The 15993-nt window shown below is 72.2% G+C and carries 15 protein-coding genes; 5 read left to right on the forward strand and 10 right to left on the reverse strand.

Annotation, left to right across the window (positions count from 1 at the left end; genetic code table 11):
* Positions 1-35: 35 nt before the first annotated feature.
* Positions 36-272 (reverse strand): chaplin, encoded by a 237-nt coding sequence (locus tag MTQ01_RS03930; RefSeq protein ID WP_211041941.1) that lies wholly within the window; start codon positions 270-272, stop codon positions 36-38.
* Positions 273-515: 243 nt separating this feature from the next.
* On the opposite strand from MTQ01_RS03930, the gene MTQ01_RS03935 reads away from it, so the two are divergent.
* Positions 516-1013 (forward strand): VOC family protein, encoded by a 498-nt coding sequence (locus tag MTQ01_RS03935; protein ID WP_247486854.1) that lies wholly within the window; start codon positions 516-518, stop codon positions 1011-1013.
* 123 nt (positions 1014-1136) lie between these two features.
* Here MTQ01_RS03935 and MTQ01_RS03940 read toward each other — a convergent pair whose 3' ends face one another.
* The 6 genes from MTQ01_RS03940 to MTQ01_RS03965 form a co-directional block, all read right to left on the reverse strand.
* Positions 1137-1571, reverse strand: a complete 435-nt coding sequence (locus MTQ01_RS03940) for a VOC family protein (RefSeq protein WP_247486855.1) — start codon at positions 1569-1571, stop codon at positions 1137-1139.
* Positions 1572-1632: 61 nt separating this feature from the next.
* Positions 1633-2247, reverse strand: a complete 615-nt coding sequence (locus MTQ01_RS03945; RefSeq protein WP_247486856.1) for a hypothetical protein — start codon at positions 2245-2247, stop codon at positions 1633-1635.
* A complete protein-coding gene (locus MTQ01_RS03950) occupies positions 2244-3044 on the reverse strand; it encodes a MerR family transcriptional regulator (protein WP_247486857.1) in 801 nt (266 codons plus the stop codon). Before MTQ01_RS03950 ends, MTQ01_RS03945 begins: the two co-directional genes overlap by 4 nt.
* A gap of 174 nt (positions 3045-3218) precedes the next feature.
* Positions 3219-3734 carry a lytic polysaccharide monooxygenase auxiliary activity family 9 protein gene (locus MTQ01_RS03955; protein WP_247486858.1) on the reverse strand — a complete coding sequence of 172 codons (516 nt, stop codon included), beginning with the start codon at positions 3732-3734 and terminating at the stop codon, positions 3219-3221.
* A gap of 221 nt (positions 3735-3955) precedes the next feature.
* Positions 3956-4531, reverse strand: a complete 576-nt coding sequence (locus MTQ01_RS03960) for a PadR family transcriptional regulator (protein ID WP_247486859.1) — start codon at positions 4529-4531, stop codon at positions 3956-3958.
* A gap of 210 nt (positions 4532-4741) precedes the next feature.
* Positions 4742-6829 (reverse strand): NADPH-dependent 2,4-dienoyl-CoA reductase, encoded by a 2088-nt coding sequence (locus tag MTQ01_RS03965; protein WP_247486860.1) that lies wholly within the window; start codon positions 6827-6829, stop codon positions 4742-4744.
* A gap of 305 nt (positions 6830-7134) precedes the next feature.
* Here MTQ01_RS03965 and MTQ01_RS03970 point away from each other — a divergent pair, with 305 nt between their 5' ends.
* The 3 genes from MTQ01_RS03970 to MTQ01_RS03980 all read left to right on the forward strand — a co-directional run bounded on the left by MTQ01_RS03970 (position 7135) and on the right by MTQ01_RS03980 (position 8410).
* Positions 7135-7452 carry a hypothetical protein gene (locus MTQ01_RS03970; protein ID WP_247486861.1) on the forward strand — a complete coding sequence of 106 codons (318 nt, stop codon included), beginning with the start codon at positions 7135-7137 and terminating at the stop codon, positions 7450-7452.
* A complete protein-coding gene (locus MTQ01_RS03975) occupies positions 7449-7724 on the forward strand; it encodes a hypothetical protein (protein WP_247486862.1) in 276 nt (91 codons plus the stop codon). The genes MTQ01_RS03970 and MTQ01_RS03975 overlap by 4 nt, the downstream gene beginning before the upstream one ends.
* A 146-nt stretch (positions 7725-7870) precedes the next feature.
* Positions 7871-8410 (forward strand): TIGR00730 family Rossman fold protein, encoded by a 540-nt coding sequence (locus MTQ01_RS03980; protein WP_247486863.1) that lies wholly within the window; start codon positions 7871-7873, stop codon positions 8408-8410.
* A gap of 179 nt (positions 8411-8589) precedes the next feature.
* Here MTQ01_RS03980 and MTQ01_RS25240 read toward each other — a convergent pair whose 3' ends face one another.
* The 3 genes from MTQ01_RS25240 to MTQ01_RS03995 form a co-directional block, all read right to left on the reverse strand.
* Positions 8590-9123 carry a VOC family protein gene (locus MTQ01_RS25240; RefSeq protein ID WP_374207594.1) on the reverse strand — a complete coding sequence of 178 codons (534 nt, stop codon included), beginning with the start codon at positions 9121-9123 and terminating at the stop codon, positions 8590-8592.
* Positions 9124-9318: 195 nt separating this feature from the next.
* The gene (locus MTQ01_RS03990) at positions 9319-13827 is read right to left on the reverse strand and encodes a molybdopterin-dependent oxidoreductase (protein WP_374207595.1); all 4509 of its coding nucleotides are present in this window, start codon (positions 13825-13827) and stop codon (positions 9319-9321) included.
* Between the two features lie 195 nt (positions 13828-14022).
* A complete protein-coding gene (locus MTQ01_RS03995) occupies positions 14023-15120 on the reverse strand; it encodes a hypothetical protein (RefSeq protein WP_247486864.1) in 1098 nt (365 codons plus the stop codon).
* A 214-nt stretch (positions 15121-15334) separates the two neighbouring features.
* On the opposite strand from MTQ01_RS03995, the gene MTQ01_RS04000 reads away from it, so the two are divergent.
* Positions 15335-15976: a GyrI-like domain-containing protein gene (locus MTQ01_RS04000; protein ID WP_247486865.1), complete on the forward strand. Its 642-nt coding sequence runs from the start codon at positions 15335-15337 to the stop codon at positions 15974-15976.
* Positions 15977-15993 lie beyond the last annotated feature (17 nt).

The raw sequence follows: 15993 nt of genomic DNA on the forward strand, positions 1-15993 counted from the left end.
GTCGGCAGGGGCTCACGGGAAAGCCGGGCGGCGCGTCAGTCGTTCACGCAGACGTTGCCCGCGGCCGGGTTCAGGGCGCCGATCACGCTGACGGTGTTGCCGCAGACGTTGATCGGGATCTTCACCGGAATCTGAACGACGTTGCCGGACAGGACGCCGGGGGAGTTCTTCGCGACGCCCTGGACACCGTCGTCGGCGACGGCGGTGGCCGCGCCGCCCAGGACGGTGACGGCGGCAAAGGCGGAAGCGAGGATGGTGGCGCGTAGACGCATGTGATGCGCTCCTTCGTAGAGAAGTGTCAGCGCCAACGTTTCACCGTCCGATGATCTCCAAAACGTACTTCACCCGATGGTGTGCAGTGCTGGGTCCGTGCGGCGCTCCCGCTCTTCCACGGCCCGCCGAAGTGTGTTGTGCGCGCCCGCCGGAACAGGGCGTACGCCTCCCGATGAGTTTCCGGCCGCCGGTCGGTCGGTACCGGCGAGAGAGCGGCAGACCGCACCAGGGAGGCGTCCGCGATGCAGAAGATCACCACATGCCTGTGGTTCGACGACCGGGGCGAGGAGGCGATGGAGTTCTACGTCGACGTCCTCGGCGGCGACTCCCGCATCGAGCGGGTGCAGCCCAGCCTGCCCGCCGTCCCCGGCCTGCCCGCCGACTCCGGACGGGCCGACCGGCCGCTGGTCGTGTACGGCACGCTCGCCGGCCACCGGGTCATGGCGCTCAACGGCGGTGCGCAGTCCTTCGGCTTCAACGAGGCGGTCTCGCTCTCCGCGGAGTGCGCCGACCAGGCGGAGGTTGACCGGCTCTGGACGGCGCTGACCGCGGACGGCGGCGAGGAGGGCGAGTGCGGTTGGCTCAAGGACCGGTACGGCCTGTCCTGGCAGATCGTCCCCAGCCGGCTGCCCGAGCTGCTCGCCCACCCGGACCGCGAGGTGGCGAACCGGGTGATGACGGCGATGCTCGGGATGCGCCGGCTCGATGTGCGGGCGCTGGAGGACGCCGCGAAGGGCTGAGCCGGCGGGCGCGGCGCGGGCGCGGGACCCGCACGGCCGCGCCGCGAGCCCGGCGTGTGCGCGCCCGGCCGGGCGCCGGGGGCCGGCCGGGTGCGGACACGCCGAACCGGCCAGGGCCGGTGGCTACTTGGCGTCGAAGTCCGGCAGGGTGAGGGAACCGTCCTCGGCGAGCGGGAAGCCCTCGTTGTGCGCCACCTCCCACAGATGCCCCTCCGGGTCGGCGAAGACTCCGGCGTAGCCGCCGTAGAAGGTGGTTGCCGCGGGGCGGGTGATCCGGCCGCCCGCCGCGGCGGCGGCCTCCAACAGCTCGTCCACCTCGGCGGCCGAGCGCACGTTGTGTGCCAGCGCGATGCCGCCGAAGGCGACCGGGCCCGGGTCCTGCACACCGCAGTCCGCCGCCAGCTTCGCCCTGCTCCACAGCACCATCGCCTGACCGCCGGCCTGGAAGAAGACCGTCTCCTCAGCCTCCTGGCCGCGCCAACCCAGCGCTGTGTAGAAGGACTTGGCCGCTTCGAGGTCGGTGACTCCCAGCGTCACCAGGCTGATTCGCTGCTCCATTCCGCAACGCTAACCGGCCCGCGGCCTCCCGCGGCGCCGCCCGGCGCACCGAGGGGCGCGGTCAGCGGGTTTCCGCCACCGCGGAGCGCAGCAGCGCGGCGACCGTACGGACGTCCTCGACGTGCAGATGTACGACGTCGGTCGACGCCTTCCTCCCCAACGGCCTCGTGTAGACCACCGGTTCGGTCAGCTCGACGGTGAGTGTCGTCTGCCCGGCCACGCCCACCACGACCGAACCGTCGTTGATCGCCTTCCCCATGCCGCCGCCCTCTCGGCGCTGCGCGGTGACGGCGGCGATGCTGCCGGCCGGGATCCGGATGTCGACCAGCGCTCCGTAGCGGACCCGCAACGAGCCGTCGGCCTCCAGCACATGGGGGCGCACGACGCACGAGGCGTGCAGCCCGACGGCGAAGAAGATGCTCCAGATGCCGAGCACCAGCAGTATCAGGTGCACGACCGGCCACGGGATCACCAGGGCGAGCACGACGGTCTCGATCACCGAAACGAAGATCATCGTGTACATCAGGAACGCCTGCTCGGCGGCGTAGGGCAGGGCGGTCGCGCCGGTGCCGACGGCGTGCGGCCCGCGGCGGGCGATCCACCGCACCGTGCTGGTGTAGAGCAGGACCTCGTGCACCAGGAGTCGGCGCAGGGCGGTCAGTGTGCGGACGATCATCGCGCACGCTCCCGCAGCAGCTCGATCGCCCGGCGCACTGCCTCGGCCTGTGCGGGTGTCTGGTCCGCGAAGAAGGCCCTGGTGAATCCGTTCTCGGACTCCAGGTCGAGCGGCGCGCGGGTGAGCTCTTCGGCCAGCCGGTCGGCGACCTCCGGCGGCAGCACGTCCACGATCGCCCGTGCGACCTCGGGGACGCGCGGATCGTCGGGCGCGGCATCGGCCAACTCGTCCATCCGCGCGTACAGTTCGTACGCCCTTCGGACCGCGTCGGGGTCGGAGCGCAGCGCCTCGGTCATCGGCGTCAGCCAGCCGCGGGCCGCCCCGGAGGGCGAACCGTCCAGCAGCACGAGCAGTTCGCGCTCCCGTCTGGCCGTCTCCGGTTCCCCGCCGGGCAGTTCGCCCGCGGTGCGGGTCATCTCGGCGAGCACGGCCGCCAGTTCGGGGCTGACGGGGCCCTCGGCCGGCAGCCGGTCGGCGGCCAGCTCCTGCAGCGCGGCGAGCTGGCTGCGGCGGGAGCGGAGCTGCTCCTCCTGGAGGGCCAGGCTCGCGTCCAGCTCGGCGAGCACCTCCTGGAGGTCGCGGCCCGCGTCGTCGGCCAGCACGTCGGCCGCTTCGTCGAGGCTGAGTCCCAGCTCGGTCAGGCGCCGCACCCGGACGAGCAGTACGGCGTCCCGCAGTCCGTAGACGCGGTAGCCGTTGGAGCGGCGGTCGGGCTCGGGCAGCAGCCCGATCCGGTGGTAGTGGCGCACGGTCCTGGTGCTGACGCCGGCCAGTGCGGCGAGCTCTCCGATTCGCATGCGCCCAGTACAGACCTTGACGTCGCGACAAGGTCAAGGCCGATCGGCGCGGCGGCGAGGAGCGTGTGGCGCTGCGGGCGAGTGGGGGCACGGACGGGGGCGGGGCCGGTGCCGCGGACAGCTGTGTGGCCGGGCGGAGGACCGCCCGGCCACACAGCTCGCGCCCGAGGTGGATCAGCCGATGTTGACGTCTATGCAGGCATAGAAGGCCATCGGGGTGTCGGCGATGTTCCAGACGGCGAGCACCTTCTGGTTGCCGCTCTTGCCGCCGAAGTCGACCGTGTGGTTCACGGTCTCGCCGGGCTGGGCGCCACCGTCGTCGAACTCGGCGACCTTGTCGCCGCCGACGAAGTACTGCCAGGTGCTGGTGGCGTGCCGGGCGGTGATCTTCCAGGTGAAGTCCTGCGTGGAGCTGACCTGGTTGACCTTCCAGCCCCGGCCGTCGTCGTCCAGCTCGGAGAAGCGTCCGTTGCCGCCGCTGCAGCTGGTCAGACCCTTGGGCCCCTCGACGCTCTGCGGCTCGTACTTGATGTCACCGCACTCCACGACGCCGGCGGCGCACTGAGCCTGACGGCTCTGCGGAGAGTCGACGTAGCCGTGGGCCGACGCCGAGCTGGCGGGAAGAGAGACCGCGATCAGCGGGGCGACGCCCGCGCCGATGAGTGCGGCGACTTTGCGTTTCCGGTTCATTCTGTCTCCTTGTGAGGAGGAGCGTTGTGCCGCGAGCCAGGGTGGGGGAAGCTCGCTTCCTGTACGCGGCCAGGGGGGTACACGGGTCGGGCGCCTCGAACCCGTTATTGGTCTAGACTTTAAGGCTTGGCGGCGTACCGTCAAGGGCTCGGACGCAATCCGCCCCGGGAATCCGAGAGTTGGCCCGCTCCACGACCCCCTCCGGCACGGTTCCTCCGGCCTCAGTCGCGGTCCAGTGCGCGCACCGCTTCCAGCACCTCTGCCAGCCACTCCACCCAGAACGTCTCCATCCGCACGCCCCCGTGCAGCAGCACCTCGTGCAGTCTGGTCTGCTCGCTGCCACCGCCCCGCTCACCGCGCGGAAAATCCCGCTCGCCGCCGCGCGGGAAGTCCCGCTCGGCCATCGCACGGTAGGACGCCAACTGCTCGCGGTGCACGGCGAGATGGCGCTCCAGCTCCGCCTCCAGGCCGGCCGTTCCGACGACCGCCGCCGCCCGGATGCGCACCGCCAACGCGTCCCGCAGCGGCTTGGGTTCGTCGCTGGACGCCGTCCAGCGGGTCAACTCCCCGCGTCCGGCGGCCAGTACCTCGTACTCCTTGCGCCGGCCGCGTGCCCGCTCGGTGCTCGGCAGCGCCCGGATCAGTCCGGCCTGCTCCAGCTTTCCCAGCTCGCGGTAGATCTGCTGATGCGTCGCCGACCAGAAGAACCCGATCGACTTGTCGAACCGGCGCGTCAGCTCCAGCCCGGAGGACGGCTTCTCCAGGAGCGCGGTCAGGATGGCGTGCGGCAGTGACATGAACCGATCCTAGAGAGCGGCCGCGTCGCCGCCCGGGCTGCGGCCCGCCGTACGGGCTCCCCGGGACGCCGCGCGGACGCCAGTCGGCCTCCGCACCCGAAACGCCCGTACGTGCGCGGGGCCCCTGCGCCCGTCGCGCGCGCACGGGACGCGGCGCGCGACGCGGCGGAGCGGGCGCTTCGGGGTGCGGAGCCGGTGGGCGGGCCGGGATCAGAGGGTGGCGGCCAGGCGGGTGCCCTGGTCGATGGCGCGCTTGGCGTCCAGCTCGGCCGCCACGTCGGCGCCGCCGATGAGGTGGACGGTGTGTCCGGCAGCCTCCAGTTCGGTGTACAGGTCGCGGCGCGGCTCCTGACCCGTGCAGAGCACCACCGTGTCGGCGGGGACGACCCTGCTGACCCCCTCGACGGTGATGTGCAGACCGGAGTCGTCGATGCGCTCGTACGTCGCGCCGGCGACCATCTCCACGCCGCGCGCCCGCAGTTCGTTGCGGTGGACCCAGCCGGTCGTCTTGCCGAGGCCCGCGCCGACCTTGCTGGTCTTGCGCTGGAGCAGGTGCACCGAGCGACGCGGTCTGCTGCGTTTGGCCTCGGTCAGACCGCCGGCCTCCCGGTACTCGGGATCGACGCCCCACTGGCGGAAGAAGACCTCGGGGTCGAGCGCCGCGTGCTCCTCGTCGTCGGTGAGGTACTCCGCGACGTCGAACCCGATGCCGCCGGCGCCCAGGACGGCCACCCGCTCGCCGACCTCGGCGCCCCTGAGCACGTCGAGGTAGCTGACCACGCTCGGGTGGTCCACGCCCTCGATCTCCGGTGTGCGCGGCAGTACGCCGGTGGCGACGACGATCTCGTCGTGGTCCGGGTGGCTGCCGCCGGTGGCGAAGTCCGCGGCCGTGACGGGCGTGCCGAGCCTCAGCTCGACGCCGAGTTCGTCGAGCCGGTGGCGGTAGTAGCGCAGCGTCTCGTGGAACTCCTCCTTGCCCGGGATGCCGGCCGCGAGGTTGAGCTGGCCGCCGATGCGGTCGTCCGCGTCGAAGAGGGTGACCCGGTGGCCGCGTTCGGCCGCCGAGACGGCGAAGGCGAGGCCGGCCGGTCCTGCTCCGACGACCGCCAGGCGCTTGGCGCGGCGAGTGGGGGAGAGGACGAGTTCGGTCTCGTGGCAGGCCCGCGGGTTGACCAGGCAGGAGGTGATCTTCAGCGAGAAGGTGTGGTCCAGGCACGCCTGGTTGCAGCCGATGCAGGTGTTGATCGCCTCGGACCTGCCCTGTGCGGCCTTGGCGACGAAGTCGGGGTCGGCCAGCATGGGCCGCGCCACCGACACCATGTCCGCGTACCCCTCCGCCAGCAACTCCTCGCCCTTCTCGGGGGTGTTGATGCGGTTGGTGGTCACCAGCGGGATGTCGACGGTGCCCATGAGCTTCTTGGTGACCCAGGCCCATGCGGCCCGCGGCACCGAGGTGACGATCGTCGGGATGCGTGCCTCGTGCCAGCCGATTCCGGTGTTGATGATCGAGGCCCCGGCCTCCTCGATGCGCCGCGCGAGGGTGGTGACCTCCTCCAGGGTCGAGCCGCCGGGTATCAGGTCGAGCATGGAGAGCCGGTAGATCAGGACGAAGTCGGGGCCCAGCCGCTCACGCACGCGCCGCACGATCTCCAGCGGAAAGCGCATCCGGTTCTCGTAGCTGCCGCCCCAGCGGTCGGTGCGGTGATTGGTGGCGGAGGCGATGAACTCGTTGATCAGATAGCCCTCGGACCCCATGATCTCGACGCCGTCGTAGCCCGCCTCGCGCGCCAGCTCCGCCGCCCGTACGAAGTCCTCGATCGTCTGCTCGACCTCGTCGTCGGTGAGGGCGTGCGGCTCGAAGAGGCTGATGGGCGCCTTGATCGCGCTGGGTGCCACCAGTCCCTCGTGGTAGGCGTAGCGGCCGAAGTGCAGAATCTGCATGGCGATCAGGCCGCCCTCGCGGTGCACCGCCTCGGTGACGACGCGGTGCTGCGCGGCCTCCTCGGAGGTGGTGAGCTTCGCGCCCCCGTCCCACGGCCGGCCCGCCTCGTTGGGCGAGATGCCGCCGGTGACGATCAGCCCGACGCCGCCCCTGGCGCGCTCGGCGTAGAAGGCGGCCATCCGCGCGAAGCCGTTCTCCGCCTCCTCCAGCCCGACGTGCATCGAGCCCATCAGCACGCGGTTGCGCAGTGTGACGTGGCCGAGGTCGAGCGGTGCGAGGAGCCGGGGGTAGGGGGAGGCGTCGCCGGGCTGCGTCGGGTGTGCCGAAGGAGTGCCGACGGGGTGGTGGGAGCTCATCCGATTCGTCTCGTCTCTCTCGCTCTTCGGTCGCCGCCGGGCTGCGGTGGCGATGCGGGGGTGCAAGCGGGGTGCTGCGGCGCTGCGGCGCTGCGGGGGGAACGCGGGGGCCGCCACTCTGTTGTAGGTGACCGCCGAGGGTTGTGCAACAAGTTGCACAAGATTGTGGCACAGCCGACTCCGCGTCGTTCCGGCAGCTCACGGGCTCACGGGCTGGGGGCGGGGTCCGGGCCGCGGGGTGCCCTGCGGCGACGGCGGGCAAAGGGCTCGCCGGTCCGGCCCGGGGTACGTACGCTGCCGGAGGCATGGGGCCACTCACCACGCTCACCTTCGAGCGCCGTCTCGACGGTCTGCGCTACCGCTTCACCCGGAACGGCGAGCACCACGGTCGACCCGCCCATCTGCGCACCGACGGGCAGGTGCTGTGCGTGTGGTCGCCCGCCGACGGCTGGCACTGCGCGCTGCCGGACGGCACGGTCGTCGCGAAGCCGCTGGAGACCACCGGCGACGAGGCGCAGCCGCCGGCCACCGTGTGGCGCAGCTTCAAGAACGGCAAGTCCTATCTGTACGACGTACTGCGCGGCGATCCCTCGGAGCGGTCCGAGGAGGCGGGGGAGGGATGAGGCTCAGCACGTACACCGGCACCGATCCGCAGGGGCGCACCCACGAGGTGCACATCCGCGAGGGGCGTCTCTTCACCCGCGTCCTGGTGTGCGACAGCTGCGGGCTCCGCACGGATGCCACGTTCTCCGCCCGGACGAGGGCCGAGGACCATCTGCGTACACACGAGGTGGAGAACTCCGAGCGGGTGGTGCATCTCGCCCGGATCGCGCTCGCGGTCGTCATCGCGGTCGTGCTGATCTTCTACATCGTCGCGGCCGCCTCCAACCAGTGAGCCGACGGGGGCCGTTGGGCCCGGGAGCGCGGTGGCGGCGCCCGGAGGTGCGGCCCGAGTCGGACGGCGGCGGCAGTGGCCGGACGGCGGAGGTGGCCGGTCGCGGCGCTCTGGGAACGGCCGGCCGGCGCACGTACGCTGCGTCCATGCGTATCTGCGTCTTTCTCTCCGCCGCCGAACTCGACGAGCGTTACACGCGCCCCGCGCGGGAGTTCGCGGAACTGCTGGGCAGGGGTGGGCACACCCTGGTCTGGGGCGGCTCCGACGTCGGGCTGATGAAGGTCGTCGCGGACGGGGTGCACGAGTCGGGCGGCCGGCTGTGCGGGGTGTCCGTGGCCTTCCTGGCGGACCGGTCCCGTCCGGACGTCGACGACATGGTGATCGCCGCCGATCTCGCCGAGCGCAAACGGCTGTTGCTCGAAAAGGCCGACGCCGTCGTCGTCATGGTCGGCGGCACCGGCACTCTCGACGAGGCGACCGAGATCCTGGAGCTGAAGAAGCACGGCCACACCGAGATGCCGGTCGTCCTGCTGAACACCGAGGGCTTCTACGACGGCCTCAAGCAGCAGTTCCAGCGGATGGAGGACGAGGGCTTCCTCCCGCGTCCGCTCACCGAGTTGGTCTTCTTCGCCGAGGAGCCCCTCGGGGCGATGGCGCATCTGGAGGAGAGCCAGGGTCTGGAGTGATCCACGCCCGCCGTGGCTGAACACACCGCGCTCCGGGCGGAGTTCACTCGCGGCAGGCAGGCAGGCAGGCAGGCAGGCAGGCAGGCAGGCAGGCAGGCAGCGGGGCGGGTGGCCCGGCGGCCGGGCAGGCGTCTGTGCGTGAGCCTGCCCGGCCGCCGGGGCCCGGCCTCCGGGGCCGGTCAGGGGCGTCGGTAGGGGCGCGTCATGATCTCCATGTTGTGCCCGTCCGGGTCGTCGAAGTAGGCACCGCGTCCGCCGAACAGGTCGTTGGTGCGGCCCGGTTGGGTGTGGTGCGGGTCCGCCCAGTACGTCACGCCGAGCGCCCCGAGCCGGTCGATCATCGCGTCGAAGCGCTGCTCCGGAACGAGGAACGCGTAGTGCTGGGGCTGGATGTCCTCGGTGCGCGTCTCGTGGAAGTCCAGGGTGACGCCGTTGCCGAGGTCGACCGGCAGGAACGGGCCGAACGGGGCGCCGACCTCCAGCTCCAGGACCGCCGCCAGGAACTCGGCGGACAGCTGTCGGTCGGACGCGTGGACGACGGTGTGGTCGAGCCGTACGGAGTCGACGCCTGCCGGCCGGGCCGCCTCGGGCCGCGGTGCGGCGACGGGACGTGGCGTGGCGGTGGGCCGCGGTGTGCTCCGGGGGCGGGGTGCGTTCTGCGGGTCGGGTGTGGCGGGTGGCTGCTGCTGCGGGTGGGGTGGGTTCTGGTTCAACTGCGGTTCTCCTCCGTGTCGTCGGTCAGCGGGTGAAGCGGTGCCGAGAGTGCGCGGAGGAGGTGGCGGGCCGCGGGCCCGCCGGGGGATCACCCGGGAGCCGGGCGCCCGTCTCGTGTGTGGCCCATGGCCGACCCGGTCGTCACGGCGCCAGCTTAGCGAGTCGACGGGCGGCCGGCTCGGCCGTCGGCGTGGTCAGTACACGTCGCGGACGTAGCGCTTGTCGGAGGCGAGCTGTTTGACGTGGGCGCGGGCCGCCTGCTCGTCGAGGCCGCCGTGCAGGGCGACGAGTTCGTGCAGGGCGCGGTCGACGTCGCCGGCCATCCGGGAGGCGTCGCCGCAGACGTAGAAGTGGGCGCCGTCCCGGAGCCAGGACCAGACCTTGGCGCCGTGTTCGCGCAGCCTGTCCTGGACGTAGACCTTGTTGCGCTGGTCGCGGGAGAAGGCCGTGTCCAGGCGGGTGAGCACCCGGTCGTCGAGCAGCTTCACGAGCCGGTCGCGGTGGTAGAAGTCGGTGGCCTCGTGCTGTTCGCCGAAGAAGAGCCAGTTGGGTGCGGAGTGTCCCAGCGCCTGACGCTCCTGGAGGAAGCCGAGGAAGGGCGCGACGCCCGTACCGGGACCGACCATGATCATCGGAGTCTGCGGATCGGTGGGTGGCCGGAAGTGCGCGGTGGGCTGGACGAAGACCTGTACGGGGCTGTCCGGGGGCGCGTCGGCCAGAAAGGTGGACGCGACGCCCTTGCGGGTGCGCAGGCCGTCCCGCGTCCCGTAGCGGACGACCGAGACCGTGAGCGAGAGCAGGCCGGGGTCGGTGAGCGGGCTGGAGGAGATGGAGTACCGGCGCGGCCGGAGCTGCCCCAACACGCCCAGCCAGTCGGTGAGTTCGGCGTCGACCGGGAACTCCTTGAGCACGTCCACCGCCTGCCGTCCCCAGGTCCACTGGGTCAACTCCCCGGTGTTGTCCGGGCGCAGGAGCTTGCGCAGTACGGGGCTGCCGCCTCGTTCTGCGAGCAGCCGCAGCAGGCCGGGGGTGACGCGGGTGATGTCGAAGTGCCGCAGAAGTGCCTCCGACAGCGGCAGCGGTTCGAGCGGGCTGCGCTGCGGATCGAGCCCGAGGTCCCGCGGGTGGACCGGTGCGTTCGGATCGGTACGGGTGGCGTCGAGCCATTCCGCCACCAGCGAGGGGCAGTTGAGCGGCAGTACGCCGAGTGCGTCGCCGACCCGGTGGTCGAGGCCCTCGGCGGTGAGAGTGAACTGACGCACCTCCTTCGCCCCGCCCGGGCGGCCGAGCAGACGGTTTCCGACGAGTCGGGAGGTGAACGGCGCGAGTCTGGTGGGCCGTTCCTCCTCGGGGCGCTGGACTGCCGTGGTGACGACGGGAGTTGGCCGGTCGGAGAGAGCTGCTCGTATCTGCGCGGTCCACTGCCGGACGGTCTCCCGACAGTCCGGTTCGCAGTCCGCGCGCGGGGCGAGGCGGTGTGCGCCCAGTCCCTCCAGGGCGGCGTCCAGACGGCGGCCGTGACCGCAGAAGTCGGTGTAGGAGGAGTCGCCGAGCGCGAGGACGGAGTACCGCACGCCGTCCAGTCGCGGGGCGTCGTGGTGCGTCAGGGCCTCCCAGAACCCGGTGCCGTTGTCGGGTGCCTCACCGTCGCCGTAGGTGCTGGTGACCAGCAGAAGGTCGGCGTCGCGCGGGAGTTCGCCGGGCAGCAGGGAGCTCATGTCGAGCAGTCGGGGCCGGCGGCGGGTTTCGGACAGTTCGCGGTGGAGCCGCTGGGCCGCCTCCTCCGCGTTGCCGGTCTGGGAGGCCCACAGAACGAGCAGCGGTCGGCCGTTCTGTTCCGTGGGAGAGTCCGGTGCCGGTGTGGCGGATGCGGCGGCCGGGGGAGTGCTCGGTGGGGCGGTCGGCGTCGTACGCGAACAGTGGCCCGCCAGCAGGCCGTTGACCCAGTGCAGGGCGGCGGGGTCGAGCGGCGCGTCCGCCGGGAGCACGGGCACCGCACCGGCGAGTGCGGCGGAGGCGGCGGCGTCGGCGAAGGGGGTGGGGTCGGCCGGGTGCCCGGCGGCGGGTGGTGCCGCCAGGGCGGCGAGGAAGCCGCCGAGGTAGCGGCGGGCCCGCTCGTCGAGCGTCGGCGGGGAGAGGTCGGCTATGCCCAACACGGCCTGAAGCGCCGGCACTTGATCGCTCCAGGAGCCCCGGCGGTGGTCGTCGGCAGCGCTGTCGCCCTCTCCGCGGCCGTCACCGGCAGGGCCGCCACGGGCAGGGTCGTCGCCTCCGGGGCCGTCGCCTCCAGGACCGCCACCGCGAGGGCCGTCGCCTCCGGGGCCGTCGTCGTGGACGCCGGCGCGGGGCGCTGCCAAGGCTCCCGTCGTCCCGACCGTCCGACCCGTCCCGAGAGCCTCCGGGATGTCGGTTCGTGCGGCGGGCCCGACCCGGCTGAGCGCGACCGCGCACACCTTGAACTCGGGTTGGAAGGAGATCGGGTCGACCGCGTCGTTGGTGACCGCGTTGATGCTCAGCTCCTCGCCGTACAGATCGTTCCAGTGGAACGGAGCGAAGCAACTCCCCTCCCGCACACGGTCGGTGACGACCGCGGGCAGCACCGCGTGCCCACGCCTGGAGGCGATCCGCACCCGGTCGCCGTCCACGACGCGGAGGGTGTGGGCGTCCCGGGGGTGGATCTCGACGAACGGGCCGGGGTTGAGCCGGTTCAGCCGCGGGACCCGCCCCGTTTTGGTGAGGGTGTGCCACTGGTGCGGCACCCGTCCGGTGTTGAGCACGAACGGGTGGTCGTCGTCGGGGAGTTCGGCGGCCGGAAGGTGCGGGCGGGCGTGGAAGACCGCCCGCCCGTCGGGCGTCGGGAAGGCGAGCGCGGGGCGCGTACCGTCCTCCCGCACGAGCAGGGGGCTGTGCACGCCGTCGTTGCGGTAGCGCACGGGGTTGCGGTCGGGGCCGTCCGGGGCGGCCGGCCACTGCACGGGGCCCGCGCGGAGCCGCTCGTGGCTCACTCCGCGCAGGTCGTAGCCGGTGGCAGGGTTCGAGGCGCGGGTGATCTCCTCGAAGACCTCCTCGGCGCTGTCGTGGGAGAAGCCCTGTTCGTAGCCCATCCCGCGGGCCACGGCGGCTATCAGCCGCCAGTCCGGCCAGGCGTCGCCGGGTGGTTCGGTGGCCGCCGCGGCCAGGGTGAGGCTGCGTTCGGAGTTGACCAGCACGCCCTCCGCCTCGGACCACATGGCGCCGGGCAGTACGACGTCGGCGTACGTGTTGGTCTCGGTTTCGGCGAACACGTCCTGGGTGACGACGAGTTCGGCCGCCTCCAGGCCGCGTATCACCGTGTCGCGGTTGGCGACCGAGGCGACGGGGTTTGTGCAGATGATCCAGCAGGCCCGGATCTCGCCGCGCGCCATCCGCTCGAAGAGGTCGACGGTGCCGCGCCCGTGGCCGTCGGGGCGTATCGCCCCCGGCTCGATTCCCCACAACTCCTCGACGCGCGCACGGTCTTCGGCGTCGAGCGCCGAGCGCTGGCCGGGGAGCCCGGGGCCCATGTAGCCCATCTCGCGTCCGCCCATGGCGTTCGGCTGGCCGGTGAGGGAGAACGGTCCGCTGCCCGGTCGGCAGATCGCACCGGTCGCGAGGTGGAGGTTGATCAGGGCGTTGGTGTTCCAGGTGCCGTGGGTGGACTGGTTGAGGCCCATCGTCCAGCAGCTGGTCCACTCGCCGCCGCTGCTCGCCTCGCCGATCAGCCGCGCCGCCTCGCGCAGATCGGCTTCCGGTATGCCGGTCGTCGAGGCGACGCGTTCGGGCGGGTAGTCCGCGAGCATCGCCGCCAACTCGGGCCAGCCCGTGGTGTGTTCGGCGATGAACGCGTCGTCGGTGTGCCCGTTGTCGACGAGCAGCCGCAGCAGACCGTTGAGCAGGGACAGATCCGTGCCGGGCCTGATCCGGAGGAAGAGGTCCGCCTTCTCCGCGGTGGCGGTGCGCCGGGGATCGACGACGATCAGCTTGGCGCCACCGCGCTTGACCCGGTCCATCATCCGCAGGAAGAGGACGGGGTGGCAGTCGGCCATGTTGGAGCCGATCACCAGGAAGAGATCGGCGCGGTCGAGGTCGTCGTAGCTGCCGGGAGGACCGTCCGCGCCGAGCGAGAGCTTGTAGCCGCTGCCCGCACCGGCCATGCAGAGCCGGGAGTTGGACTCGATCCACCGGGTGCGCAGATAGCCCTTGGCGAGCTTGTTGGCGAGGTACTGGGCCTCGATGCTCATCTGGCCCGAGACGTACAGGGCCACCGAGTCCGGGCCGTGTTCGTCGACGATCGCCCGCAGCCGACGTGCGGTGTGCGCGACCGCTTCGGCCGTCGGGGTCGGTACGGGTGCCGCCTCGCGGTCCGGCCGTCCGGGGGCGTCCGCGCGGTCGGGCCGTACCAGCGCGGCCGACAGCCGGCCCGGTGCGGCCAGCATCTCGGCGGTGGTGGCGCCCTTGGTGCACAGCCGCCCGCGGTTGGCCGGGTGCTCCGGATCGCCGGACACCGCGGTGACGACGCGCGGCGCGCAATCCCCGGCGGCGGCTGTGGCAACGGCTGTGGCCGCCAAGTCCGCCGGGGCGTCCGTCAGTTGGAGGAGCATGCCGCAGCCGACCCCGCAGTAGGTGCAGACCGTCCTCACCCGGTCCGTGCCGTCGCCGGTGGCGGACGTCCGCTGCGTGTCCACGATTGGCTCCTCTCCTGCGCGCCCCGCCCGGTCCGGACTCGGGTACGGGCCCAGACTCTAGAAGGCTCCGGTTTCCGTCCGGTCACCCCGCCCGGGGCAGGAGGGTTGCGCGCCCCGCACGCCGCGCCGCCGACCGCGGTGAGGCCGACCGTGCCGGGGTCCGCGATCACCGGCCCGCCGGCCCGTCGCCGCGCGTCAGCTCTGGCGTCCCTCGGCGGCACGACGGTGGCCGTAGGTGACGGTGGCGACGAACCCGACCAGGTCGAGCGGTCGCCCGGCCGGCTGGTCCAGCAGCTGCGCGAGCCCGTCGCTGAGCACCACCGGTGGGGCCGCCAGCGGTTCCGCCCGGACGCTCGCTTCGTGCAGCAGGTGGAAGTCCTCCCGGGCGGCGAGCAGTCGGTCGCGGACCGCGGCGGGGTCCGTGTGGTCGTCGAGTCGATCCCAGCGTTCGGCGGTCTCCGTCCAGGCGCGCGCGATGAGGTCTGTGGCGGCTGCCGCGGCCTCCACCGCCTGGTCGAGGCCGAGCTTGAGTTCGAGGAGCAGCGCGGTGCCGGCCGTCTCGCCCCCGAGCTCGCCCAGCACCGCGAACAGGGCGTGCGCGGCGGCCCGTTGCTCCTCGAGGGCCGCCTGCTCGGCCTCGCTCGCGCACTCGGTCCCGGGGGCCGCGTCCGGGCCGCCGGTGCAGAGGTGGAGGACGGTGCCCGGCCGTCCGCGCAGCGCTCCGGTGTCACCGGCGACCAGCGCGGTGGCCGAGGTGCAGACCGCCGGTTCGAGCAGCAGGCCGGCCGCAGTGCGCAGACGTTTGCCGGCGGCGGAGACGCCCTCCGGGGTCGACCAGCCCTGGGCCTCCGCGCGGAAGGTCAGGCTGGAGAGGTCGGTGTCGAAGTCGACGAGGAACCGGCGGGCCTCGGCCGCGGTGTCGGACGCGCGTGCGCTCTGCGCCCGGGCGTCGTCGACGTAACTCTGGCCCGCCTCCCGGAACTCCTGCCTGCCGTGCGGGGTGCCCCAGTCGGCGAGCAGCCGGTCCACGCCCTCCGGCGAGAGGCCGGCGGGCAGCGTCGCGTGCCGCTGGAATCCGGCGAACAGGTCGAGCAGACGCGGGAGTTGGGACTCGAACCAGGGCGCGGTGCTCTCCCGCACGACGACGAGGTCGTCCCCCATGCTCGACAGGGGGAGACCGGAGGCCACCGCCATGGCGGCGACACCGGTGTTCGCCAACTGCACCGAGCGGGTCAGCGCGTTGAGCGGGAAGGCGTCGACGTCGTAGAGCGAGGTGTTGCGGTGACCGGACATGTGGAGCGTCGCCAATCATCTGTCGGGAGTGATCTTCGTCGACCATCCTGTCCCACGGAGGGCGGTGGCACCGGTGACATTTTGGTCAGCTTCACTGCTGGGTAACATCGTTGGCCGGTATATGCGTGCGTCACGTTCGGGTTCGGGCCGGGAAAGCCCCGACGGTCGGCGTATCGACGCGCACTCTGTCAGTGCCCGGCGGTAGACAGGGCGGATGCCGAGCGACAAGAGCGACTTCAAGAAGACCCTCGACAGCTACCGGGCGGAGCGCGGCGAGTTCCGGGTCCTGCGGGTGCCGCCCACGCGCTATCTGATGATCGACGGCCACGGCGACCCCAACACCTCCGCCGCCTTCGCCGAGTCGGTGGAGTCGCTCTATCCGGTCGCCTACAAGCTCAAGTTCACCAGCGCGCGCCGACTCGAACGCGACTACGTCGTCCCGCCGTTGGAGGGCCTGTGGTGGGCACGGGACATGGACGCCTTCACCGCCTCCCGGGACAAGAGCCGCTGGGACTGGACGCTGATGATCATGGTGCCCGAGTGGATCGAGGAGTCGCACTTCACCGCCGCGGTCGAGGAGGCCGGCAAGAAGCGTCCGCCCCGCCTGGACGCCGTGCGCATGGAGTCGCTCGACGAGGGGCTGTGCGTCCAGACGCTGCATCTCGGCCCGTACGACGACGAGGCACCGCTGCTCAACCGGATGCACCACGACTTCATCCCGGGCGAGGGGCTGCGCATGACCGGCAGGCACCACGAGATCTACCTCAACGACTCCCGCCGCACCGCGCCCGAGAAGCTGCGCACTCTGCTCCGGCAGCCCGTCGAACCCCTGCCGGAGCGCGAGGCGGACCGGTAGGGCCGCTCGCGGGCCGA

Source organism: Streptomyces sp. XM4193, assembly GCF_023072595.1.
Classification (GTDB): Bacteria; Actinomycetota; Actinomycetes; order Streptomycetales; family Streptomycetaceae; genus Streptomyces.